At 39.7% G+C, this 25,030-nt stretch carries 19 protein-coding genes; 15 read left to right on the forward strand and 4 right to left on the reverse strand.

Features of this window, described 5'->3' with window-relative positions; translation table 11 throughout:
• The first annotated feature begins 20 nt into the window (after positions 1-20).
• The 3 genes from astB to F994_RS00920 all read left to right on the forward strand — a co-directional run bounded on the left by astB (position 21) and on the right by F994_RS00920 (position 4,275).
• Positions 21-1,361 (forward strand): N-succinylarginine dihydrolase, encoded by a 1,341-nt coding sequence (gene astB / locus F994_RS00910; protein WP_004648115.1) that lies wholly within the window; start codon positions 21-23, stop codon positions 1,359-1,361.
• A gap of 23 nt (positions 1,362-1,384) precedes the next feature.
• Positions 1,385-2,359 (forward strand): succinylglutamate desuccinylase, encoded by a 975-nt coding sequence (astE, locus tag F994_RS00915; RefSeq protein ID WP_004648116.1) that lies wholly within the window; start codon positions 1,385-1,387, stop codon positions 2,357-2,359.
• Positions 2,360-2,775: 416 nt separating this feature from the next.
• Positions 2,776-4,275 carry an amino acid permease gene (locus F994_RS00920; protein ID WP_004648117.1) on the forward strand — a complete coding sequence of 500 codons (1,500 nt, stop codon included), beginning with the start codon at positions 2,776-2,778 and terminating at the stop codon, positions 4,273-4,275.
• Positions 4,276-4,551: 276 nt separating this feature from the next.
• Here the strand turns inward: F994_RS00920 and gorA are convergent, their stop codons facing one another.
• Together gorA and F994_RS17525 are read right to left on the reverse strand one after the other, a co-directional pair.
• Positions 4,552-5,904, reverse strand: coding sequence for a glutathione-disulfide reductase (gene gorA, locus F994_RS00925; protein WP_004648118.1), 1,353 nt, complete (start codon positions 5,902-5,904; stop codon positions 4,552-4,554).
• A 360-nt stretch (positions 5,905-6,264) separates the two neighbouring features.
• Positions 6,265-6,426: a hypothetical protein gene (locus tag F994_RS17525; RefSeq protein ID WP_004648119.1), complete on the reverse strand. Its 162-nt coding sequence runs from the start codon at positions 6,424-6,426 to the stop codon at positions 6,265-6,267.
• 513 nt (positions 6,427-6,939) lie between these two features.
• Here F994_RS17525 and F994_RS00930 point away from each other — a divergent pair.
• From F994_RS00930 to apbC, 6 genes are all read left to right on the forward strand, one after another.
• Positions 6,940-8,733 (forward strand): sigma-54-dependent Fis family transcriptional regulator, encoded by a 1,794-nt coding sequence (locus tag F994_RS00930; protein ID WP_004648120.1) that lies wholly within the window; start codon positions 6,940-6,942, stop codon positions 8,731-8,733.
• A 283-nt stretch (positions 8,734-9,016) separates the two neighbouring features.
• A complete protein-coding gene (locus F994_RS00935) occupies positions 9,017-9,898 on the forward strand; it encodes a transporter (RefSeq protein WP_004648122.1) in 882 nt (293 codons plus the stop codon).
• 100 nt (positions 9,899-9,998) lie between these two features.
• Positions 9,999-11,453, forward strand: coding sequence for a benzaldehyde dehydrogenase (locus F994_RS00940; RefSeq protein ID WP_004648123.1), 1,455 nt, complete (start codon positions 9,999-10,001; stop codon positions 11,451-11,453).
• A 33-nt stretch (positions 11,454-11,486) separates the two neighbouring features.
• Positions 11,487-12,602, forward strand: coding sequence for an NAD(P)-dependent alcohol dehydrogenase (locus tag F994_RS00945; protein ID WP_004648124.1), 1,116 nt, complete (start codon positions 11,487-11,489; stop codon positions 12,600-12,602).
• Positions 12,603-12,685: 83 nt separating this feature from the next.
• Positions 12,686-13,060, forward strand: a complete 375-nt coding sequence (locus tag F994_RS00950) for a cupin domain-containing protein (RefSeq protein WP_004648125.1) — start codon at positions 12,686-12,688, stop codon at positions 13,058-13,060.
• A gap of 247 nt (positions 13,061-13,307) precedes the next feature.
• The gene (apbC, locus tag F994_RS00955; RefSeq protein ID WP_004648126.1) at positions 13,308-14,591 is read left to right on the forward strand and encodes an iron-sulfur cluster carrier protein ApbC; all 1,284 of its coding nucleotides are present in this window, start codon (positions 13,308-13,310) and stop codon (positions 14,589-14,591) included.
• Between the two features lie 344 nt (positions 14,592-14,935).
• On the opposite strand, the gene F994_RS00960 is transcribed toward apbC, so the two are convergent.
• Positions 14,936-15,493, reverse strand: coding sequence for a DUF2062 domain-containing protein (locus F994_RS00960; RefSeq protein WP_004648128.1), 558 nt, complete (start codon positions 15,491-15,493; stop codon positions 14,936-14,938).
• Positions 15,494-15,774: 281 nt separating this feature from the next.
• Here F994_RS00960 and F994_RS00965 point away from each other — a divergent pair, with 281 nt between their 5' ends.
• The 6 genes from F994_RS00965 (at position 15,775) to F994_RS00990 (ending at position 23,141) form a co-directional block, all read left to right on the forward strand.
• Entirely contained in the window at positions 15,775-16,368 is a 594-nt protein-coding gene (locus F994_RS00965) for a LysE family translocator (protein ID WP_004648129.1), read from the forward strand.
• A 125-nt stretch (positions 16,369-16,493) separates the two neighbouring features.
• Entirely contained in the window at positions 16,494-17,063 is a 570-nt protein-coding gene (gene dcd / locus F994_RS00970) for a dCTP deaminase (protein ID WP_004648130.1), read from the forward strand.
• 246 nt (positions 17,064-17,309) lie between these two features.
• Positions 17,310-18,770, forward strand: coding sequence for a hypothetical protein (locus F994_RS00975; RefSeq protein WP_004648131.1), 1,461 nt, complete (start codon positions 17,310-17,312; stop codon positions 18,768-18,770).
• A 9-nt stretch (positions 18,771-18,779) separates the two neighbouring features.
• On the forward strand, positions 18,780-19,457 hold the full coding sequence (locus tag F994_RS00980) for a hypothetical protein (protein ID WP_004648132.1): 678 nt from the start codon (positions 18,780-18,782) through the stop codon (positions 19,455-19,457).
• Between the two features lie 30 nt (positions 19,458-19,487).
• Positions 19,488-21,770, forward strand: a complete 2,283-nt coding sequence (locus F994_RS00985; RefSeq protein WP_004648133.1) for a DUF6160 family protein — start codon at positions 19,488-19,490, stop codon at positions 21,768-21,770.
• A 24-nt stretch (positions 21,771-21,794) separates the two neighbouring features.
• Complete coding sequence (locus F994_RS00990) at positions 21,795-23,141, forward strand: hypothetical protein (protein ID WP_004648134.1); 1,347 nt, start codon at positions 21,795-21,797, stop codon at positions 23,139-23,141.
• Between the two features lie 66 nt (positions 23,142-23,207).
• On the opposite strand, the gene F994_RS00995 is transcribed toward F994_RS00990, so the two are convergent.
• Complete coding sequence (locus F994_RS00995; protein WP_004648135.1) at positions 23,208-24,923, reverse strand: proline--tRNA ligase; 1,716 nt, start codon at positions 24,921-24,923, stop codon at positions 23,208-23,210.
• Positions 24,924-25,030: the final 107 nt, after the last annotated feature.

The following is a 25,030-nucleotide window of genomic DNA, read 5'->3' on the forward strand; positions in this document are numbered from 1 at the left end:
GAAGGATAGGGAGTTTAAAAATGTCAGGCTATGAAATTAATTTTGATGGTTTAGTTGGACCGACTCATCATTATGCGGGATTGTCGTTCGGGAACGAAGCATCGACCAAAAACCGCAATAATGTTTCCAATCCTAAACTTGCTGCCAAGCAAGGCCTTTTAAAAATGAAGGCTTTGTCGGATATGGGCTTGAAGCAAGGCGTATTTGCACCGCAAGAACGTCCACATGTCCCGACTTTACGTAAGTTAGGTTTTCGCGGTGATGATCACAGTGTGATTGAACAGGCGATGCGTACATCTCCTGCATTGTTGTCTGCACTCAGTTCAGCGTCATGTATGTGGACGGCAAATGCGGCAACGGTTTCGCCTTCGGCAGACAGTGCGGATGGACGCGTGCATTTTACTGCAGCCAATTTGAATAACAAATTCCATCGTTCGATTGAACATGAAACCACGTCACGCGTTATGGCCGCGATGTTTAATGATGAGTGTCATTTTGCGCATCATGCTGCATTGCCACCTGTCTCATTGTTTGGCGATGAAGGTGCTGCCAATCATAACCGTTTAGGCGGTGCTTATGATCAATCCAGCGTACAAGTGTTTGTTTATGGACAGCAATTTTTGGGTGGCGGTATTGGCCCGAAACATTATCCTGCACGTCAGTCGCTTGAAGCCAGTGAAGCCGTTGCACGCCTACACCAGCTTAATCCTGCACAAACTGTATTTGTACAGCAGCATCCGGATGTGATTGACCAAGGTGTTTTCCACAATGATGTAATTGCGGTAAGTAACCAACAGGTCTTATTCCATCACCAGCAAGCCTTCTTAAATCAGACTGAAGCTTTGTCTGAAATCCGCCAGAAAATGGCGCATTTAGAACAGGACTTTATTTCGATAGAAGTGCCTGAGCAGCGTGTTTCGGTAAAAGATGCGGTAAATACCTATTTGTTTAACAGTCAGCTGTTGACCCGTCCAGATGGCGGTATGAGCATCGTTGTACCAGAAGAATCACGTCAAAATAAAGCGGTGTGGGACTATCTGAATGACATGATCCAGATGGGTACACCAATTGATGACATTAAAGTCTTCGACTTGCGTGAAAGCATGCGTAATGGCGGTGGTCCAGCGTGTTTGCGCTTGCGTGTCGCGGTGAATGAAGCAGAACTACAAGCGATTAACCCGAATGTGTTGATGAATGAGCATTTGTTCAATCGTTTAAATGTATGGGTAGATCAACATTACCGTGATGCAATGACTCAGCAAGATTTGGCCGACCCGATGTTGTTGATTGAAAGCCGTACGGCGTTGGATGAACTCACCCAAATCCTTGGATTGGGTTCAGTTTACCACTTCCAGCAATAGTTCAGCACACGAGTTGAAAGCGCATGATTGATTTCTTAGGTCTGGTTTTAGCAGCAAAACAACCCGCATTATTGCGGGGGATGCAGGACCATTTTGCATGGGAATGGCTGGCTGAAGGGGTTTTATCTTTGACCCCGAAACAGGCCTATGAAAAAGTTGTGGTGCTTTCAGCGGGTGTACATGGCAATGAAACTGCGCCAATCGAATTATTGGCACGCTTGAGTCAGGATATTTTTACGGGACAGTTGGAACTGAAGGTTCGTTTATTGCTGATTTTAGGTAATCCTGAAGCGATTCGTTCAGGGCAACGCTATATTGAAAATGACATAAACCGCATGTTTTGCGGTGTGCAGCAGCAATTTGTGGTGACGGACGAAGCACAGCGCGTGGTAGAACTGGAGCAAATCGTAACGGATTTCTTCACAAACAGTCATGCACAGGCACAGCGTTACCACTATGACTTGCATACGGCGATTCGCCCGTCATTGCTGCCAACCTTTGCTTTATTTCCGTATCAAACCCATGCCTATGATGCTACGTTGCTTGCCAGTCTGAATGCTGCCGAGCTGGATGCTGTTGTGTATCACAATGCCGTAGGCAAAACTTTTACACATTTCACCAGTTCAATATTTCAGGCCGCAAGTGCCACTTTGGAACTGGGACATGCCAAGCCTTTTGGTCAAAATGATTTATTGGCATTCTCTGCCATCGATCAGGTGCTGCGGACTGTACTGAGTGCGCAAGACCTACCAGTGCGTAACAACAAAGCAATTCAAACATTTCAGGTCGCGGATTCCATCATCAAAACGGAAGATGATTTTCAGCTCAATCTTGCAGATTCCGCACCGAATTTTTCAGTGTTCCAGTCTGGTGCAGTGATTGCCACACAGCAGGGTAAACCTTATGTGGTGGCGCAGCAGCAGGTCTGGATTTTATTTCCCAATCCTCAGGTAAAAAAAGGTCTCAGGGCAGGCCTGCTTTTAACTGAAGTCAATTAATTTGTTTTTAAGTGTCATATTTTAAAATGGTGAAATTATAGTTTTAGGTTGCATAGTTTTGATTAACTTTTTAAATGGAATTAAATATATGGATATTGTTAACAATATAAATTCAATATATTCCGGTGAAGATCATTTTTATATTAATCTTCAACGGGAAGTTTTATATCGTGTTTTATTTAAGCTCATGTTTTTTAATAGATAATAGCTTTATTTTGGCATGCGTGTTGCATCTTGCGACAATTATATCAGGTGACTCTAGATTTTAAGGATATGGAATCTAGCGCCTGAATAATATGCAGAATAAGTGTATTAAAAATATGTGTGGCTGAATATTGGATTGCGAAAAATCAATGATTGATTCCTGTGCAATCCCATATTTACAACCTGATGTGTTGTAAATTGGAGTAATAAACATGATGAATGGCAACAAGAACAATCGATCAAATGAAGCGCTGGAAGGTGATTTGCTGGGCGGGCATCATTATGAGTCGGTTGAAGAGGAAAAATTAGAACGGTCACTGACAAACCGTCATATTCAGATGATTGCCATTGGCGGCGCCATTGGTACGGGTCTATTTATGGGATCGGGCAAGACACTGGCTGTGTCGGGCACCTCGATTATTTTGACTTATTTAATTATTGGCTTTTTCTTCTTCTTCGTCATGCGTGCGATGGGAGAGCTGCTGCTTTCCAATACCAACTATAAGTCTTTTGCTGATTTTGCCACGGCTTATTTAGGGCCTTGGGCAGGCTTTTTCTTAGGCTGGTCATATTGGCTAAGCTGGATTGTGACTGCAATTGCGGATGTGATTGTGATTGGCGGCTATGCCCAATTCTGGTATCCCGATTTACCCGCATGGATACCGGCATTCAGCTCGATTGTTATTTTAACGGTACTCAATTTTGTTGCGGTGAAATTGTTTGGTGAAGTCGAATTCTGGTTTGCCCTGATTAAGATTCTCGCGATTATCTTGCTGCTGATGGTGGGGATTTATTTGGTCACCGTTGGTTTTGTCTCTCCAGATGGTGTTAAGGCTTCTTTGGCACATGTTGTTGATCGGCAATCCATGTTTCCCTATGGCGTCAGTGGTTTCTTAGCGGGCTTCCAGATTGCTGTTTTTGCTTTTGTCGGTATTGAGTTGGTCGGGACAACGGCCGCAGAAACCAAAGATCCGCATACTGCTTTACCACGTGCAATTAACTCTATTCCTTTACGAATTTTATTGTTCTACGTTGGCGCACTGGTCTGTATTATTGCGGTCACGTCTTGGGCACATATCTCACCTGATAAAAGCCCGTTCGTAGAAATGTTTACCTTAATTGGCTTGCCTGCTGCGGCCAGTATTGTCAACTTTGTTGTCGCAACTTCAGCGATGTCTTCGGCAAACAGCGGCGTCTTTGCCACCAGTCGTATGTTATATGGTTTGGCGGTTGAAAAAGATGCACCTAAAAGCTTTGGTCGCTTGTCAAAAAGCAAAGTGCCTGTCATTAGTTTGTTGTTTTCGATGTTGTGTGTGGTGATTGGTACATCCATTTTATTTGTTGTACCGAATGTGATGACGGCCTTTATTATTATTTCGGCCTTTACCTCCATTTTGTGTATTTTCACCTTTGCGATGATTATTTTGTCTTATTTGGCATATCGCAAGAAAGCACCAGAATTACATCAACAATCTGCTTATAAAATGCCGGGTGGGGTATTTATGGCGTGGATTACCTTGGCTTTTCTGATTTTTGTGGTTGCGATTTTGGCATTAGATCATGACACCATGATTTCTTTGGCTTTTTCACCTTTATGGTTCATCGGACTCTTTATTGCTTATCGCTACAAGAGTAAAAAATACGTGCAACGTTCATGGATTTTGACCCATGGCAAACGTATAGAACCTGATGAATTTAACGAGACTAACTAGCGTCTGTTGACATTAGTTGTTTAAAAATAGCGAGCAGTAAAATTCAACTCCCAAACTGAATTGACTGCTCGCTATAACGGGTACAATGCTGACTGATCATGATCACAATAGAAAACCAGTTCAATTGATAATAAAGACTAGAACACTGCATGATGCAAAAGGTACATCTGATTTAGGTGCTAAATTCGATTAAAGACAAAACCGAAATTGTTCGAAACCATTTAAAGTGCTTAGAATCAGCGATATGAAATCAGTCATATTATGATTCAAGATCAACTAACGCATGGTGACGAATTCTTCCGCTGAAGTGGGGTGTATGGCGACCGTATCGTCAAAGTCTTTTTTGGTGGCACCCATTTTCAGTGCAACAGCAAAACCTTGCAGGATTTCATCCATTCCATACCCAATGCCATGAATACCAATAATTTTTTCTTCTTTGCCAGAACAAATCAATTTCATTTTTGACACTTGTCGATGCTGCGTGACTGCCGTATACATAGAGGTAAAAGACGAGCTATAGACTTTAATTTGATCTTGACCAAATTGGGCAATGGCTTGTTCTTCGGTTAAACCAACCGTACCAATAGGTGGATGACTAAACACAACTGTCGGTATATTTTCATAATTGAGATATTCTTCAGATTTGCCATTGAACAAGCGCTCTGAAAGTTTGCGACCCGCAGCGACGGCAACAGGTGTTAATTCTGCTTTGCCGATAATATCTCCTACCGCATAAAGACCAGATTGGGAGGTATTTTGAAATTGATCAACTTGAATGTAACCTGAATCATCCAATTGAATATGGGTACGCTCTAATTTAAGTGCTTTCGTGTTGGGCTCTCTGCCTACAGCCCAAATCAGACAATCAATTATATGTTGCGTGCCATCCTCAAGCTGTAAAAGCAGAGACTGATCTTCAAGTTTGGACACTTTAACCGGAGTCGCTTGCGTGTGAACTTGAATATGATCACTTCGCATACTTTCTAATAAGGTTTCACCTAAAAATTTATCTAGGCTACGTAAAGGCAAATGTTTGCGTATAAAAAGTTGAACATTGGAACCTAAAGAATTTAAAACACCCGCGAGTTCAACCGCGATATAACCTGAGCCAATAATTGCGGTACGTTTTGGTAATTCTTGTAATTCAAAGAAACCATTTGAATCAATGCCGTATTCTGCACCTTCAATATTAGGACGCGAAGGCTGCGTTCCTGTGGCGATTAAAATATGCTCTGCTGTGAAGGTTTCACCGTTAACTTCAATGGTTTTATGATCTACAAACGTTGCAAAGCCATGAATAACATCGACCTGATTTTTACTCAGACCAGATTGATAAGAGGCATGAATTCTTTTGATATAAGCTTGTCTATTTTCGATGAGTTTTTTCCAATCGAAGCTTTTGAGTTCGCTATCAAAGCCATAATCAGAACCATATTTTTGAATGGCATCCGCAATTTGAGCAGAATACCACATGACTTTTTTAGGCACACAGCCGACATTGACACATGTCCCGCCCAGATCACCCGCTTCAATCAAAGCACATTTTTTGCCATAAGATGCAGCACGATTCACCGATGCAATTCCGCCACTCCCTCCACCAATTGCAATATAGTCATAATGTTTAGACATGAAGGACCTCGTTCTATTTTCAAGTTATTTTGTTTGAGATGCACGCTTGCTTGTAAGTGCTTAAAGTAGGAATAACCGAAGTTTAACATTGGCTAAATTTAAGTCATTGCAATGTTTTGTATCTATTTTTGCCAGAAGTTGTTGTTTGTTTGAAGGTAAGTATTGACCAATATCTTGTAGCGAGTGATTTATTTAGCTCACTTTTATGTTAAAAAATTTACAGGTGATGATGTCGATTTTTATCGTGGAAAAGACAGCGTGAAATTTAGATGCTATGAACTGAAGTGATGAACGGTTGTAAAATGAATGAGAACATTGATTTGTTGATGCTCTCATGTATAAATTTAACTTTCTAAAATTTTAATTTAAATATGAATGATCTGCACCTACAGCGAATACCACGCCAATAATAAATATAGAGCAGTAGATAAAGAACCACAAAATTGCGCGTTTAAATGCTTTATCTGAAATAGAGCTATCTGCATATTGCGGCGATTTTCTTGAATTTTGATCTTTGTTCATTGTCAAATCTCTATCAATATTGAAGATAAAATAATTATGTAGCGTTTGGCTTAAGACGTGTAGATACAAAAAAGGATTAAAAAAATATAACAAATTTTGGGGTTTTGACTCATCTGTTATGGTTATCTGTCTATCAATGCAACATCAGGCTTTTTGCCTCAGTCATTTTTTGCTTGATGCAAGCGATCTAATATATGGATTTGCCTTTATATAAAATTAGCGAGTCAAAATACAGGGCTACATAAAATCATTACCAAGAATTTCAATATGCGATGATCCGCTAGAATGATGTTATAAAAATATGCTAGCTTTAGCGTGTACGCATTTCGAGTTAAGAATTTTAATTCTTAATATATTTCATATAAAACAATAGTTTATTTGGTTTTATAGGGTCATTGAGATGTATGGGCAAGGTTTAAAAACCGATACTGATGGTGCTGTGTTGCATCATGATGTCTAATTTAGACCAAGCCATGTATTATTTTAAATAATTGATTCGTTCGGGATATGATCATGGATGGTTTATCTAAATTTTCTTGGCAGGATATCAAGCATAACTTTTATAATACTGGCGAGCTTCCAGAATCTATTGAAAAAAATTCGCCTATTATTCAAGCATGGCAGCAGTCTAAACAAGCAGGCCTGAGCCCATTTTTCAAGGTGACCTCTTTACAGGGCTTTCCTTTAGATGGCTTGTCATTAGAAGATCAAAACTTAGCCACGCTTACAGAGGTGGTTTTAGAAGATATATGGCAGCTATTTGGACAGCAAGATGTCAGTGTCTATTTAATTAATAATCATTCAAAAATTATTGCAGAAAAGCATAATTCTTCCTTGGGCGAAAAATATCATTTTTTACAGCCCGGTCGAATTATTGAACTATCCACTTTTGGCGCAATCGCCCCCACCTGTAGTATCCGTTCCAAACAACCCATGGTGATGGTGGGGCATCAGCATTATCTAAATGAATTTGCAGATTATTCCTGTGCTTCAGTCCCCGTTTTTAATGGCTGTGGTGATGTGTTGGGGGCTTTGAATGTCACCTCGACACGCGGTTTATTGGCAACCAATTGGTTAAGACATTTACTGTATCAAAGCTATGTTTTAGAAAATAAAATTATTTTATCCAAGATAAAAACCAATCAGCGTGTTTTACATTTTCAGCACTCTAAAGATCTGTTACACAATGCTTATGCTGGCCTGATTGTGATGGATGAATTTGGGCAGGTGCTTAAAGTCAACCAAATGGCATTAAAGTTATTAAATTGTACTGTTGAACATTTAGTTCAGCAGAATATTTCGGACTTCTTTGTTGCAGAGCATTTTTTTCAACATCAGAGCGAAGCATCATTTTTTATACAAAGTCATGATCATGCCTTTTTCTATGCTTATTTAGAAAAAGTCGTGCAAAAATCACAATCTATTCATCAACAGATTCAAACTGCGACGGATATCGATAAAGCTTTTAAAGCACTTCAAGCGGATATTCCAGTATTAATCACTGGTGAAACAGGTACGGGCAAAGACTATTTTGCGCAAAACCTACATCAAAAATTGAATTCAAATTTGCCCTTTATCTCGATTAATTGTGGCGCAATTCCAGAAAACTTACTTGAAGCTGAATTATTCGGTTATGAGGGCGGAGCATTTACTGGGGCGAAAAAACAGGGTGAAAAAGGGCTGATTGAATTAGCAGATCAGGGGATTTTATTTTTAGATGAAATTGGTGATTTACCCTTACATTTGCAAGTGAAAATATTAAGAGTGTTGCAAGATCAGCATTTTTACCGTGTCGGTGGGCGTAAGCCGATTAAATCGTCATTTCGTTTGATTTGTGCAACCAACCAAAATTTAAAAAAAATGGTGGAACAACAGTCATTTCGCAGTGATTTGTATTATCGCATCAGAGGTTTTGAGGTTTATTTAGAGCCATTACGCTTACGCGCAGACAAGCAATCTATTCTGCATTCCATTTTAACTAGTTTAGAGGTTTCCGATTGGAGCATTCAGGTTGAACAGCAGTTTAATCAATATGCATGGCCGGGAAATATTCGTGAGCTTATTCATGTGCTTAAATTATCCACTGCATTTAAAGAGGGAACGTGTTTAGAACAACTCTGTTTACCCGAATCGCAGATTTCCTCACCGACATTAATGGAGGATGGCATTTTGCTTCACGCTAATTTAGAAACGGTGACGAAGCGATTAATTCTTCAAGTCTTACAAGAAGAAAAGGGCAATATTGCGCGTACTGCCAAACGGCTTAACATTTCTAGAACGACGGTATATAAATATTTAGATAGTTAATTTTTAATTATTTCATCATCAAAAAAGTGACTGTCTGTTTATTGGACAGTCACTTTTTTATTGTGTCCATTTTATGGACATTGGAGATTTTTTGTTTTTATAAACTATTGATTAATAAGCTTTAAATTATTGGCATGTAAACTGCAATTATTCTATTGCTCATACTCGTTGAAGAAGGACTCTTGATGATTTTTGGCAAATGATCAACGGATTTAAATGCCATTAACACGTTCAAGAAAAGAGATGAGTCATTAAGGATAATTTGAATGAAAGGAAACATATTATGCATTTTAGGAATAAAAATGCGTTACTTCTCATGCTGAGTGGTTTACTCGCACAACATAGCCATGCCATTGATGTGAATGCGGGGGATTATACGGCTTTACCGAGTGGAACCAATGTTGGTGTTTTTTATTATCAACATGGTGAAATGGATGGCTACTATCAAAATGGTGATAAAGCCCGTGCCGAATCCAAATCTGATATTGGCATTGCACGCTTTATTCATTACACCGATATCGCAGGCTTACGAGCGACCCCGCAAGTGGTTATTCCCTTTGGATCGGTGCGTAATACTCAAATTGGGGATGCGCATTTAAACAATGCATCGGGTTTTGCTGACCCCATCATTGCCTCCGCTTTTTGGTTGATCAATCAACCTGAACAGGGCGTTTCTGGTCGCTATCTTGCAGTTACGCCGTTTATTTATTTGCCGCTTGGGCAATACGATAAAAATGATGCCGTGAATCTGGGTGAAAACCGTTTTAAATATGATGTGCAGTTGGCTTGGGTACAACCGCTTTATGGCAAATTGGGCTTTGAGTTTTATCAAGATGCAATTTGGTATGGAGACAATGATGAAGCAGGCAGTGGCAATCAGACGCTGTCTCAAGACACCAGTTATCAAACACAGGTCAATTTACGTTATGACCTGAATGCCAAGCAACGGATTGCCTTAGGTTATGCCGCAAATTATGGTGGCGATCAGTCACTAGATGGCATTCAGCTTGAACAGAATATGGAAAAGCAGCAAGCAAGAGTTGAGTTCCAGCAAATGATTAATTCCAAAACGCAATTGAGCGCACAGTTGGTTTCAGACACTCAAGTCGAAAGCGGATTCAAGAAAGATTTAGGACTGAATTTTCGACTTTTTTACATTTTTTAATTCAAAGCATGGTGTATGACAACACATGAATTGTTTTAGTTTTGCGACTATGAAATTTGAACAATAAATGAATTGTCTAAATAAATTTTAAGAGGTCATGATGTCTATATTAGCAAAAGAGATTTGGGATAAAAAACTGTTCAACGGTGCATGGCAACCAGCTCAAGCAACTTATAACGTAGTGGAAGTGGCTACGGGTCAAGGACTGGGTGAAATTGGTTATGCTTCCGCTCAAGATGTGGTGGAGGCAGCCCAACAAGCAAAAATTGCCCAGCAGCAATGGTGGTCTTTGTCTTATCAAGAACGCCAAGCGGTATTTGAACGCGCAGCCGCTTTACTTACAGAACACCAAGCGGAGGTGATTGCATGGTTAGTGAAAGAAAGTGGTTCTTTACAGCTCAAAGCAGGCTTTGAAGTCAGTATTTCGATTCAAGTGCTTAAACATTGTATCGGTTTACCTGCTGCGGATCAGGGTACAGTACTGCCAACCCAAAATGGCAAACTAAGCATCGCCAAACGCGTACCGCTTGGTGTGGTTGGGGTCATTTCACCATTTAATTTCCCACTCTATTTAGCGTTACGTGCTGTAGCACCAGCTTTGGCACTGGGCAATGCAGTCGTGCTTAAACCTGATGAACGGACAGCGGTGTGTAGTGGTTATGCGATTGCACGTATTTTTGAGCTTGCAGGTCTTCCAAAAGGTCTTCTACATGTCTTACCGGGTGGAGCCGAAGTCGGGGAAGCACTCACTCTAGATAAAAATATTGCCAGTATTCAGTTTACTGGCTCAACAAATGTTGGGCGTATTGTAGGCGCTAATGCTGCAAAAACGTTGAAGAAAGTATCGTTAGAGTTAGGCGGTAAAAACTCGCTGATTATTTTAGATGATGCTGATATTGAATTGGCTGCTGAAAATATTGCATGGGGAGCATTTTTGCATTCAGGTCAGATTTGTATGACTTCAGGCAAAATTCTGATCCATCAAAATATTTATGAACAAGTCAAACAGCGTGTGATTGAAAAAGTGAAAAACTTTGTGGTGGGCAACCCGTCAGAAAGCCATGTCACGATTGGTCCACTGATTAATGCCAAACAAGCGCAGCGTGTAGAACAATTGGTGAATGCTGCAGTTGCCGAAGGCGCAACATTGGAAATTGGCGGACGTGCCGATGGCGTCTTCTTTGAACCGACAGTTCTTGCAGGTGTGACTTCAAACAATTCAATTTTTAGTGAAGAAATTTTTGGTCCTGTTGCGGTGCTCATCCCTTTTAGTACAGATGAACAAGCGATTGAGTTAGCCAATGATGGTGACTATGGGCTTTCAGCAGGTGTGATTAGTTCAAATGTTGGGCGTGCGATGCAGCTTGGTGCGCAGCTTAAAGTGGGTTTACTACACATCAATGACCAAACCGTAAATGATGAAACGGTCAATCCATTTGGTGGTTTCGGTGCATCAGGAAACGGAACGCGTATTGGTGGTCCTGCCAATGCAGATGAGTTTACTCAATGGCAATGGATGACCGTACAGGCTCAAGCGCCACATTATCCTTTTTAATCAGTTGAATCATTTATTACAGGAAGTAATCATATGAACGAAATGAAAGAAATTATTGCCGCAGTGACGGCATGTAAAGGTGCAGACTTTGAATTGCAACCGCTTAAAATCCGCCAGCCTCAAGGCGATGAAGTACTGGTAAAAGTGGTTGCCACAGGCATGTGTCATACCGACTTAATTGTCCGCGATCAATATTATCCTGTGCCATTGCCTGCGGTGCTTGGACATGAGGGGGCGGGTATTATTGAGGCCATTGGTCCGAATGTCACTGACCTTCAAGTGGGCGATCACGTGGTTTTAACCTATGGTTACTGCGGAAAATGTACGCAATGTAATACAGGTAATCCGGCTTATTGTGCAGAGTTTTTTGGGCGCAACTTTAGTGGCGCTGACCTAGAAGGGCATAGTGCAATTTGTACCCATGATCATGCAGTCGTACACGACCACTTTTTTGCTCAGTCCTCTTTTGCAACCCATGCCTTAAGCCGTGAAAATAATACGGTTAAAGTCACCAAAGATGTACCAATCGAGTTACTTGGGCCTTTAGGCTGTGGTATTCAAACGGGTGCTGGTGCATGTATCAATGCACTTAAAGTCACACCAGCAAGTAGCTTTGTAACATGGGGCGCGGGTGCGGTTGGCTTAAGTGCTTTACTCGCTGCAAAAGTGTGTGGTGCTGCAATCATTATCGCCGTCGACATTGTCGAATCTCGTTTAGAACTGGCCAAACAATTGGGGGCAACTCATGTCATCAATAGTAAAACGCAAGATCCTGTCGCTGCGATCAAGGAAATTACGGGTGGCGGGATCAATTTTGCTTTGGAATCAACGGGACGACCTGAAATCTTAAAACAGGGTATTGATGCATTGGGTATTTTAGGCAAAATTGCGGTCGTTGGTGCGCCACCTTTAGGTACGACTGCTCAATTTGATGTGAATGATTTATTACTGGGCGGAAAAACCATTCTGGGTGTAGTTGAAGGCAGTGGTTCACCGAAGAAATTTATTCCTGAGTTGGTCACGCTATACCAACAAGGTAAATTTCCGTTTGATCAGCTGGTGAAGTTCTATGCCTTTGATGACATTAATCAAGCTGCACTAGATAGCCAAACAGGGATTACCCTTAAGCCCATTATCAAGATTGGCTGATTTTTGATGACCTGATCATATTAATGTGATCAGGTCATTTCATTTTAAAAAATGTATAAATAATAAATTCAGGGAACAGAAAAATGGCGGATCAACCTTTTGTGGTAAACACCAATACTATGCCGTGGGAATTTATACCCATTCCCTTTTTAAATGATGCACTGCCTGTCAAAACCTGTTTACAGGACCCAGATACAGGCATGATGATTTGGAAATTACGTTATCCAGCTGGGTTTAGAACAGTGGAGCATTGGCACAATTGTGCGCACGGCATGTATGTCTTAGAGGGGCATTTAGTCACCAGTGAGGGCGAGTTTGGACCGGGAAGTTTTGTCTGGTTTCCAGAAGGATCGGTGATGTTTCATGGTGCACGGAGTGATAATGATGTGTTAATGCTCTTTATTACCAATAAACCCTTTGATATTCACTTTACTGCCGAAGAAGGAATGCCTGTTTAAAAGGTCTATAGGAACGAAACAGAGAGCTTTAGCTGTAATGATCAGCAGTGAAAAATGACTTTTTCTATAAAGCATTTTTAATTTATAGGCGAAATTGATTTAAGTTTAAGTGTTTTTGATAAAAACCAACTAATTAAGTTGGTTTTTTAACAACATTGATGCAGCTGGGGAGAACTTTACTTAACCTTCGCTGCATTTAAAGCTAAACTATGACATTCAGTTGTATGTCCGTACTTGGAGTAAACGTATGTCATGGCTTTCTTCGCTTAAATCTGTTTTTTCGCCCTCGCAGGAAGTGAAGGAAGACGAAATCCAAGCTGTGCTAGAAGGCTATTTATTGCCAGATTCAAACCATGCACTGAAAGACCGAATTAGCCAAGTGAATGTTGAAGGACGAGTATTACAAATTACCATTAATACTTATCCTGCCGAAGCGGATCAACTCCAAAAAATTCATGATGATTTAGCGGATGCATTGGAAAAATGTGGTATCCAAGAACTAAATATGCACGTGATTCAGCAAAAACATGCACATGGAGAAGGTTGCTCCACGCATGATCATGGCAAAGAAGGACATAGTTGTTCCAGTAAACCACAATCTGAAGCAGCAGCTCAAACTGCAAAACTTCCACCTGTGGTGGATGCTTCAGGTAAAACAGCCCAAGCTGAAATGCAAAAACCGCAACATGAAGACCCAAACAATCCACCTATTCAAAAACCAGCGCCACAACAAAGAGATGTGCCTAAGCATCCACGTATTCAAAATGTCATCTTGGTTTCATCGGGTAAAGGTGGCGTAGGTAAATCGACGACAACCGTAAATCTGGCTTTGGCATTACAAAAATTGGGCTTAAAAGTGGGTGTTTTAGATGCCGATATTTATGGGCCAAGTATTCCAACCATGTTGGGAAATGCAGGCCGTACCCCCATGATCGAAGCGGAAAATTTTGTTCCGATTGAAGCTTACGGCATGGCTGTTTTATCGATTGGGCATTTAACTGGGGATAACAATACACCTGTGGCTTGGCGTGGTCCAAAGGCAACAGGCGCATTAATGCAATTGTTTAACCAAACCTTATGGCCAGATCTAGATGTTTTGATGATTGATATGCCACCGGGGACAGGTGATATTCAATTGACACTGGCACAACGTATTCCTGTGACGGGTGCTGTCATTGTGACAACACCGCAAAATGTGGCATTAATGGATGCGATTAAAGGCATTGAACTATTTAATAAAGTTCAAATTCCAGTCATGGGTGTGGTGGAAAATATGTCGACCCATATTTGTTCAAATTGCGGTCATGAAGAGCAAATTTTTGGTACAGGTGGGGGCGATAAATTATCAGAACAGTACCAGATTCCTTTGCTTGGACGCTTACCTTTAAATGTGCAAATCCGTGAAAATGCCGATGCAGGTAAACCGTCTGTGATTGCAGGTGATGATGCAGCGGAAAGCTATCTTGCGATTGCGCAAAAAATTATAGACCAACTTCCTAAAGCGGAAAAACCACAGAACCGAATTTTCTAAAAAACATGGAAATACCATTTCAAACAGCTCAACTTCGGTTGTTATGCTGCTCACTTAAGCATTTTTTAAATCCTCCCCAACCCTCCTTTTTCAAAGGAGGGAGTTTCAAGAATATAAAATGATTTTAAATTCTCGATAGTTCCCTTCTTTTTCAAAGAGGGGTTAGGGGAGATTTTTAAATGAGTAATCATTGAATTCTCCTTAATTGATCAGCATTACAACCTCGGTTGAGCTTTTTATGATGTATATATCTACGTTTGTCGTTTATAAAGCGTGATAAAACAAGGACGACGAGGGACAATTCTAAAATGGTTGTCATAACAGAAATAAAGAGATTCGCTTATCTAAAGTTTACTTGATGATTTGATATAACGACGACGTTTATAATGCTGAATAATGCTCCATCGCCAAAATAATCGGGTCATGACAAATAATATAAGGGCAAAAATAAAAGCTTCCAATACTAAACCTGACAATAGAATTTTTGCCAAACTGAAGTCAATATGTCCGTGACCAAAATGACTAATCCAGTGACTGATTTGGTGTAAAACACCAAGCATCATATCTTGATCAATCATATTGACCTGAAAGACCTTCGCGCCTAACCAAAAACCAAGATATAAAATAGGCACCAGCGTAAACGGATTGGTGAGCCAAGCGAGGCATAAACTAATCGGTAAATTGACTTCAAAAAATAATACGGTCAAAACAATTAAAAGACTATGAAAAGGCAAAGGCAACATGCCCCAAAATGTGCCAATAAAAATGGCTTTTGAAATGGACTTTCTGTTCACATACCACAGTAAAGGATTTAAGGTACGTTGACCAAAAATCTTCATCAGTTTCATATTTGAGACTTTAAGCGGAGAGGGAAGCCATGAGCGAAAGAACTGTTTTGCCATAAAAGTAGGATGCTTAAGTAATGAAATATTGTGCCTGAATCGAGCAGCAAGTGACAGTTTAACTATCGGTTAATGTAGCGCATTGAGGCTTAAAATGGGATGGTTGAAATTTTTATTAACAAATGACTCTCAAGTTATATGGAATATATAGGGTTAACTTTTTAATTATTATATATTTTTATGAACAAATTGAGTGTTTTGGATAAGATACAAAATTTCGTATTTGCTAAGTATAATAAACTGATTTACTCTTCGCGCACTCTATATGAGAGAGGTCGCATATGATTTCATGGCTGTTCATCGGTTTGGTGGTGACTATTTTATTGACACCTGGCCCAACAAATACATTGCTTGCATCTTCTGGTATACAGGTAGGTGTGCGCCAATCATTACGACTTATTCCCGCAGAATCAATGGGTTATTTAATTTCAATTACCACTTGGGGAATGATCATTGGGACGGTTTCAATTCAATTTCCAATTATCCCGACATTTCTCAAGCTATTAAGTGCACTGTATATTATTTTTCTTGCGATTAAACTTTGGAAAACGGCTGATATCGAAGCCAGTTATAATCAACCCACCATTCGTGCACGTGAGTTGTTTTGTGCAACGTTGTTGAATCCTAAAGCATTACTTTTTGCGTCTGCTATTTTCCCCAGTACCGCTTGGCTGACCATGCAGGGTTATTTACTGCATATTGGGCTGTTTTTACTTTTGATTGTACCAATTGCGTTGTTTTGGACTTTTATTGGTTCTATTTTAGCTTCGAATAAAGTGCGTTGGTTAAATCAATCGAACTTGCAAAAAACAGCATCTTTGGTGTTGATTAGTTTCTCTATTCCACTGAGTTATTCTGCCATTTTAAGTCTTTAAAATAGGGCGATGAAAATGCGCATTTGGTAAAAAATGACATCATCGCCTGATCATCATTTCCATTGCAGCCGATTTCAGTTAAAGTACAGCGCAATAATTGATTTAACTATTTTTGGATAGAAAGAATGGCAATTAAGTCTGATCGTTGGATTCGTGAAATGAGCGAAAATCACGGCATGATTGAACCGTATGCAGAAAACCAAGTTCGCTATGATGACGCGGGTGAAAAACTCATTTCTTATGGTGTTTCAAGCTATGGTTATGATGTACGTTGCGCACGTGAATTTAAAGTATTTACCAATGTGCATTCAGTAATTGTCGATCCAAAAAACTTTGATGATAAAAGCTTTATTGATATTGAATCTGACGTGTGTATTATTCCGCCAAATTCATTTGCCTTAGCACGTACGGTCGAATATTTCCGTATTCCACGTAATGTTCTGACGGTATGTTTAGGTAAATCAACCTATGCTCGTTGCGGGATTATTGTGAACGTAACGCCACTTGAGCCTGAGTGGGAAGGTCATGTGACCTTAGAATTTTCAAATACAACCAACTTACCTGCACGTATTTATGCGGGTGAAGGTGTTGCGCAAATGCTATTTTTTGAATCGGATGAAGTATGTGAAACTTCATATAAAGACCGTGGTGGTAAATACCAAGGTCAGACAGGTGTGACTTTACCCAAAGCATAAATAGTATAAAGATTTGAATAAGCGGATCATTTTGGTCCGCTTATTTTTTGTGGGCTTCATTCATCGGAAACTACTTACATTTGCCCAGTTTTTTTTGCAATTGGGTAAATATTCAGCATAATGAAAAGTTGTACAGCCTTGGTTAGAATATTGTTGTCATGACAAATAAATAAAAATTTGACATACCAAGCTTAGGACGAAATGAAAATAATGATGCGGAGCATCTGATAAAAAAGGAAGGTCGTGATGACTCAAAGTTGGAATACAGGATTTAAAAAGTCTTGTTTGGCCAGTGTAATTGCTGTTTTGATGAGCCAATCAGTTTATGCGCTTGAATCTTTGTCAGATGATCACCTTGCAGACACAACGGGTGAGGGTATGGCACTGTTACCTGAAAATTTCAAAATGGTTTTTCAGGGGGCTAATGATTTATCAACCGCCTCAAGTTATGGCGTTTTAACCGATTCTACTGCTTTACTACAAGCATCGAAAAAAGATACCGGTTTTATACGTATTATTCCGACTGGTGAAAATTATTCCAACCTCACATTAACAGCCGCTCAAGCCGCAGCGAAAAGAACCAAAGCCGATATTTTTATTTATGGTTTAGCGTTATCTGCGAGTAATAGTAATTTAAATCAGCGTTTTAGTAATGTTGGTTTTAACTGGGGAAGTTCTATTAATCCTTGGTTATTTCGTGCAGGTACAGCGAATAATATTCAGCAATTTTCGAGTAGTAATGCTGCTGGAGACATTAGTTATTTAGCTTTAGAGGCACCTTTAGCTCAAGTCACTGCCGATGAAAGCGATAATAATATTAAGCTCGGTTTCTGGTTAGATGCATTTTCACGCAGTTGGAGCTCAAGCAATGCCGTTAATCCGATTACAGGCGCACCCGTTGCAAAGCCTGTAGCAAATGATCCTAGCAATGATGTTGATTTAGATAAAAATCAGCGTATAAGATTGCAGTATGTTGCCAATGGGCTAAGTTTGAGTGGTTCACAAGTGCGACTCTTTCAAACCATGCCATCAACAACAGTGCAATATAATCAAACTTTGGGAATGGCCAGTGTTTTACGCTTAAATACCAATGATAACCCTGCAAACCTGAAATTTACTGATGCAGGTTTAGATGCAAAAGCGATTCGCCTAAGTACGGCCACAACCAATGATGGAACATATTCGACACCAGCATTACAACAAAATTCAGAGGCTCCTTTATTTAATGATAAAGAAGGCATGTATTTATATAGTCCGAATATTAATTTAGTTTTAGGAAATATGTATCAACCCTTTGTTTTAGGTTCTGAAGGGAGCAATATTTTTTTAGAAGTCACTCGTATACCAAATGTCCCTAATATCTATAAGAAAATTTATACAAATTATGATGTCCCTTATAGCAGTTTATCTGCGACCAGTGAGTATCAAGGGTCAACCTGTAATGTCTACGTATGCGGATTTAATACGTCTTCACTGACCTCTGGTTCAACTACCATTAACTATCAAGGAAATAATGCGACGCATAGTAGTATTGCTATTGGTAGTGTAACGCGTGATCCCACCACTAATTTGTTAAAAGCCAATACTGGAGCAGATGCTACAGGCGTTGTATTTAGAAGCCCTACAGGAACTGCGGTTAACTTGGGTTCTGTGGCTATAGATGGTGTGTTGATTCAACATCTTAAATTTAAAACTACAGGTTTATAGGAAATTGAAATGTTAAATAAAATAGCTATTTCCATTGCTTTATTATTTACTTGTACGGTTCACGCAGAATTGGTCGGTCTTGATAATGCAGAATTGTTAGATGTGACTGGGCAGGGAGGCGCAGATTTGAGTTGGACATTGTCCTTAAACCATCAATATGCGAATGATATGAGTAAAAAAGATATTTCTAATCTTGCGCTTATTAATGCAGGAAATATCACTGGCGCATATTATCAGTATGATTGTGTAGCCAATGTTTTATGTCGTTTTGCTTTCTCTCCAAATAATCATATTGAAAAAGTGAATGGCGTGGATAATAAGAAATGGTTAGTCTTTAAGCAAATCCAAGGCACAATTCAAATTGATAAATTTTCTTTAGATGGTTCCACCATTATTAATAAAGATGGTAATCCGCAAACAGCGATGAACCTGACCTTTTATGATGATAAACCATTAAAAATACGTAATTTAGGTTTTTCCAGTTTAGCTGTGGAGAGTAATGGTGAAGAGGGTTATTTAAATAAAAATACCTATACCACATATAATAATGGCAATGCAGTACCTAGTTTTGATCAAGGCGCTGAAACAGGATTTATGGGCGTAAATGTGCATGGGAATTTGCATATGTCAGGTAATTTGAAAATCTTTAGTTATAACTGTGCAGGAACAACAACCAGTCGTTGCTAAATAAAATTTTCAAAAAATAAGGATGTTAAAATGAAAAAAATAACAAAATTAAAGTTACTTACCGTATGCATTTTTTTAGCACAACATAGTCATGCATTAGAGCGATTAAATGATTCCTCACTAAGTACTGTTACAGGACAAGATGGCATATCAATTACGCATGAAGTGTCTAAGGTTACTGTTGATCAAGTCAATTGGATAGATTATAGCAATACAGGCAGTATGAAATTAGGGCTGCATAATGTTGAAGTGAAAGGCTTAGATAACAGCACTATTAAAAGCACGCTTGATTTTGATGTAGGGAAAACAGATCGTGGTGCTGGTATCCGAATTCAAGCCAGTATTTCACCCTTTCAGGCCACGATTGAAAAATTGATGTTACTGTGTGGCGCGGCTGACTGTACCACGGCTTCACAAAATTTAGGCTCATTAAGTCTTTCAGCGATTTCGCCTTTACAGCTTTATTTGCAAACATCTGCGGGTTTATTTAATCGTGATGAAATAGCTCATTTAGATTTTCAATTGCAAAATGCCAGTATTGGTTATGGTTTAAATGGGCAATCGTTAACCTTAAAAGATTTCAATTTTAATTTTTCTGCCGATGGTTATTTGTATTTAGACCAGAATGAGGGAATCGCTTTAACCACGAAAAGTAAAGATGGTCAAACCGATCATCTTGTTAATTTGACGCCAGTCACAGACTTGACCGATGTTGATTCAAGTCGGACGGGGGCAAAGAATCCAGGGGTAAATATTGATTTACGTTATGGGTCCGATCCCAGCAATCAGAAAAATATCATTCGGATGGGGGCATCGGGTGCGGTGACCAACGGTAAAGTCTTTTTTAATGCAAATCAGACCGGTCTTGCTGAATTTAACTCGGTTAATCATGCATCAGCAAATCTCACAGAAACTACAAAGACAGCAGCAGGTTATGAATTTGCGGGTGCTGGCGGTCTACATTTTGGGGTTTCTGCCGATTTTACCCGAAAAGGAAATGCTTTATTAGGGGTTAATGATAATCCTACGACTTTAGAAATTGGACATACTGGGCATGGAAGTTATGCAGTTGAGTTCTCGAACTTATCACCTTTAACCATCCGTAATTCGACCGTTGTTTCGGACCTGAATACACGTAATGCATATATTGATTTTGGTGATATTTATATCAATACAGCGCAGGTCAAAAGCTTAAGCTTTATTGTTAATGAGAATGTCAAAAAAGTGCTTGGTGCTGCGAGCACAGATTTAAAATATGACATGGTGCCAGCAGATAAGGGGCAGAATGTCGCTTTAATTGCCATTCGTGGTATGGATTTTCAAGCAATTGCACGTAAAGCCCGTTTTATTTCTGATAACTCGATTGCTGAAATTACAAGTTCATCTGGGGAATGGGGAATTGGCTTACCTATCTTTAATTTAAATGCAAATTTAGCCTTATTTTCTCAGAATTATAGTTATAACAATACGACAAAATCTGGCTTAGGGTATAACTTGGCTATGTCGACAGAAGGCTATGGTATTGATAAAAAAACCAATGCACCAAGTACAACTTCTATTATTATTGTTGATGGCGCTAAAGGTTTACATAATGAAGAAGTGAACTATTATGCGGGTCTCAGAAATATTGATTCATATTTAAAATCAGATGGCGTTATTGGTTTTGAAAATGATGGAATTTATATTAAAGCGAATAATTTATTATTTGCAGCAAAAGCAGAAATCGCAATAGGACAACTGCCTGGTTCTTTATATAACTGTCAGAGTGGTTCTAATCAATGTGGTCAAGTTGTTCCAATCGATAATTTTGCCCGTAAAGATGATGTATTAAGTTCAATCGCTTTTAAACTCGATGGTAAAGGTGAATTATTTATTATTCCAGGTATGAATTCTTCAACCGCAACACCAGATACTAATTTTTTAAGTCTAAAGGCAAATTTTGAATTTAATCCTTTAACGACAGCAGAAAAAAATAATCAAGCTGTATTGGGGAGTTATGTGAGCTTTATTACAGATGATGTGAAAAGCAATCAGTCTGTTGTTTCAACAAGTGTTAATTTAAATAAAATGCAAGGTCATGTTGGTCTTGAATCGGCAATTCAGGTTAAAAAAGATACCGTTGTTTTGGATAATAAAATAAATTTCAACCATCCAACGACAGCATTAACAAAAGCGCAAATCGATGCGGGAAATGTAGGGCGTGTGTTTCGAGCAGAAATGGCCATGTCTCCATCAGGGAGTATGCAAAAAGTAGCTGAGTTTGCAATTACAGGAGGAGCAATGCGCAGTACTTTTGGAATTACACCTAGATAAATCATTATAATACAGGGAAATATAATGAAAAAAACAATAATAGCAAGTATGGCTGTTTCAGCTTTAAGTTTGACGACAATGAGCCATGCGATGACGAGTTTGGATGATCAAGCATTATCAGAAGTGGATGGTCAAGCTTTATTGAATTTGGAATATTTGCAGGGTAGTAATCAGACTGATGCCTTAGGTGTAAGTTACAATCAATCCAATATCGGATTTTATAAATTAGGCTTAAATGCTGAAATGGAGTTGAATGCGAATATTAAAAAGCTTCAGCTTGGTTGTGGTGGTAGCAATGGTGCGGGAAAATGCGATATTGATATCGATAATCTTTCTTTGAGTGGATTGCCTGCAAATTCAAACTATACTTCAGATGAGCGAGCAGCGACTTCAGCAAAAATTACCAATCCCTTTATTCAGTTTGCAATCAAGAATCCAACGTCTGCTGCAAGCCGTGAGGTTTTAGGCTTTAGGGTTAGCGCAGAAAAAATTTCAGGGTTAATGACATTAGGTACTACAAATGATGTAGATGCTCAAGGGAATGGAATTCCGAATGGTATTAACAGTTTTAGTGGTTATATGAAAACTAAAGCGGCTTCAGGCATAGCTGTAACGGCTGAGAGAACGATGAGTTATTCTGATGTTAATCAAACTATCAATGGAATTGTACAGGGGCGATTATTCGGTAGTAGCTCTGGAACAACATGTCAGTCTGGCTTTCTTGATCCATGTTATGATATTTCCTACTCTTCGAATGATTATAATTTAACATTGTCCTCGACTTCAGCTCCTTTTACTATAGGTTCAACTATTGTCTCTGGAACTCGGATGACCGATGTAACGCTTAAAGGGAGTGGAACAGTAGGTCGAATTGATTTCTCAGGTGATTTAACAGCGACAGTTTTAGGTTTTCTTAATCTTGATAAAACGGTTACGGGAAGTATTACAGGGCTAAAAACGGATATTACGGTGAATCAGAGTTTGGGCTTAATTCATGCACTGTATTTAAATAACCCTGCATCTTTATCGTTACAATCACAAAGCATTTTATGGTCGGGTGCAGCGGTTGGGGCGAATAAGGGTTGGTGGTTGGCGATGGAGGATGAGGTTGAGCTTGGTAGCTTAAGCCCGACGACTAAAGTTGCAATTACCAATGAAGTATTAAAACAAACGATTGCAGGAATTAGTAAGGATTTGACAGATAATCCACGTAACTGTGGAAATTTATTAACTGGATGTGTCGGAGGGAGCTCATTGGTAGTAGGAAATGTACCAATGAATTCGACTACATTAGATTTTCCTTTAACGAACTTAACCCTGCAAGGGCAAAATTTCCGACCGAACTGCTATGGCGGTGTGAAGTTCTGCTAAGTCTATTCCGTCCTTAGAATAGAGATAAAAAATCCCGCATAAAGCGGGATTTTTTATATTAAAGAATTATTTGGCAATTTTAGCCAAAAGTTCTTCTTTGCTGATATTTACAGACTCAGCATCAGTACGACCCTTGTATTCAAAAGTGCCTGCATCCAAGCCTTTTTCCCCAAGCACAATACGATGTGGAATACCGGTCAACTCTAGGTCAGAGAATTTAACCCCTGGACGTTCGTTACGATCATCCAGAAGTACATCATAACCAGCAGCTTGTAATTCTGCATACAGGGCTTCAGCAGCTTCTACAGTGCGTGGTGATTTATGGGCATTCATCGGCACAATAGCAATGTCAAAAGGTGCAATCGCCATAGGCCAAATAATGCCTTTGTCATCAAAGTTTTGTTCAATAGCAGAAGCAACCACACGTGTTACCCCAATACCATAACAACCCATAGTCACAACCAGCGGTTTGCCATCTTCACCTAACACTTTACAGTTGAGTGCTTCAGAGTACTTTTGACCCAATTGGAAGATGTGACCCACTTCAATACCACGTTTAATTTGCAGTGTGCCTTGACCATCTGGAGATGGGTCACCTTCAACCACATTACGTAAATCATAAACTTCAGTAAATTGCGCGTCGCGTTCCCAGTTTACGCCGGTCGCATGCTTGTCTGCTTGGTTTGCTCCAGCAACGAAGTCTGAAAGTACCGATGCTGCACGGTCAACGATCACCGTTAAGCCTTTTTCAACTAAACCTTGTGGGCCAATAAAGCCAGTCACTAAACCAAGTGCAGCAATTTGTTCTTCTGTTGCAAAAGTTAAAGGTGAGGCAATTGCAGCATGTTTTTCAGCTTTAATTTCATTTAATTCGTGGTCGCCGCGAAGGAATAAAGCAACCACAGGTACATGACCTTTTTCATCTGCTACGCCTTGAACCAAGAGTGCTTTTACTGAATCTTTCGCATCTGATTTTAGGAACGCAGAGACATCAGCAATGGTTTTTTGATTTGGTGTATCGACCAGTGTTAATTCTTGCGTTGCTGCTGCACGTGTGCCAACCAGAACTGCTTCAGCCATTTCGACGTTAGCTGCGTAATCGGATTCAGTCGAGAAGGCAATATCATCTTCACCACTTGAAGCCAAGACATGGAATTCGTGTGAACCAGAACCACCAATCGAACCTGTATCTGCCTGTACTGGGCGGAAGTTCAAACCTAAACGAGTAAAGATACGGCAATAGGTATCGTACATCACGTCATAGGTTTGTTGTAATGATGCTTGGTCGACATGGAACGAGTAAGCATCTTTCATGATAAATTCGCGTGAACGCATCACACCAAAACGTGGACGAATTTCATCGCGGAATTTGGTTTGAATTTGGTAGAAATTGATTGGAAGTTGTTTGTAACTTTTTAACTCGTTACGCGCAAGATCGGTAATTACTTCTTCATGCGTAGGGCCAAGGACAAAGTCATTGTTATGACGGTCTTTGAAACGTAATAGTTCTGGACCATATTGCACAAAACGACCTGACTCTTCCCAAAGGCTTGACGGTTGAGTCACCGGCATGAAAACTTCAAGTGATCCTGCACGGTTCATTTCTTCGCGTACAATCGCTTCCACTTTATTTAGCACACGTACGCCCATCGGCAACCAAGTGTATAAACCCGAAGCCAATTTACGAATCATTCCCGCACGTAACATGAGCTGATGTGAAATAACTTCAGCATCGTTTGGGGTTTCTCTTAACGTAGCAAACAAAAAGCGACTCGCGCGCATGAAAACTGTCCTAAAAATATAAGCATGAAAGCCAGATTATACGATAAAAAAATGAGGTGAACATTTCATAATGTCGCCTAGCTGCAAATTAACTCGTGAGACACGTT

Origin of the sequence: Acinetobacter bohemicus ANC 3994 (genome assembly GCF_000367925.1) — a bacterium.
Classification (GTDB): Bacteria; Pseudomonadota; Gammaproteobacteria; order Pseudomonadales; family Moraxellaceae; genus Acinetobacter; species Acinetobacter bohemicus.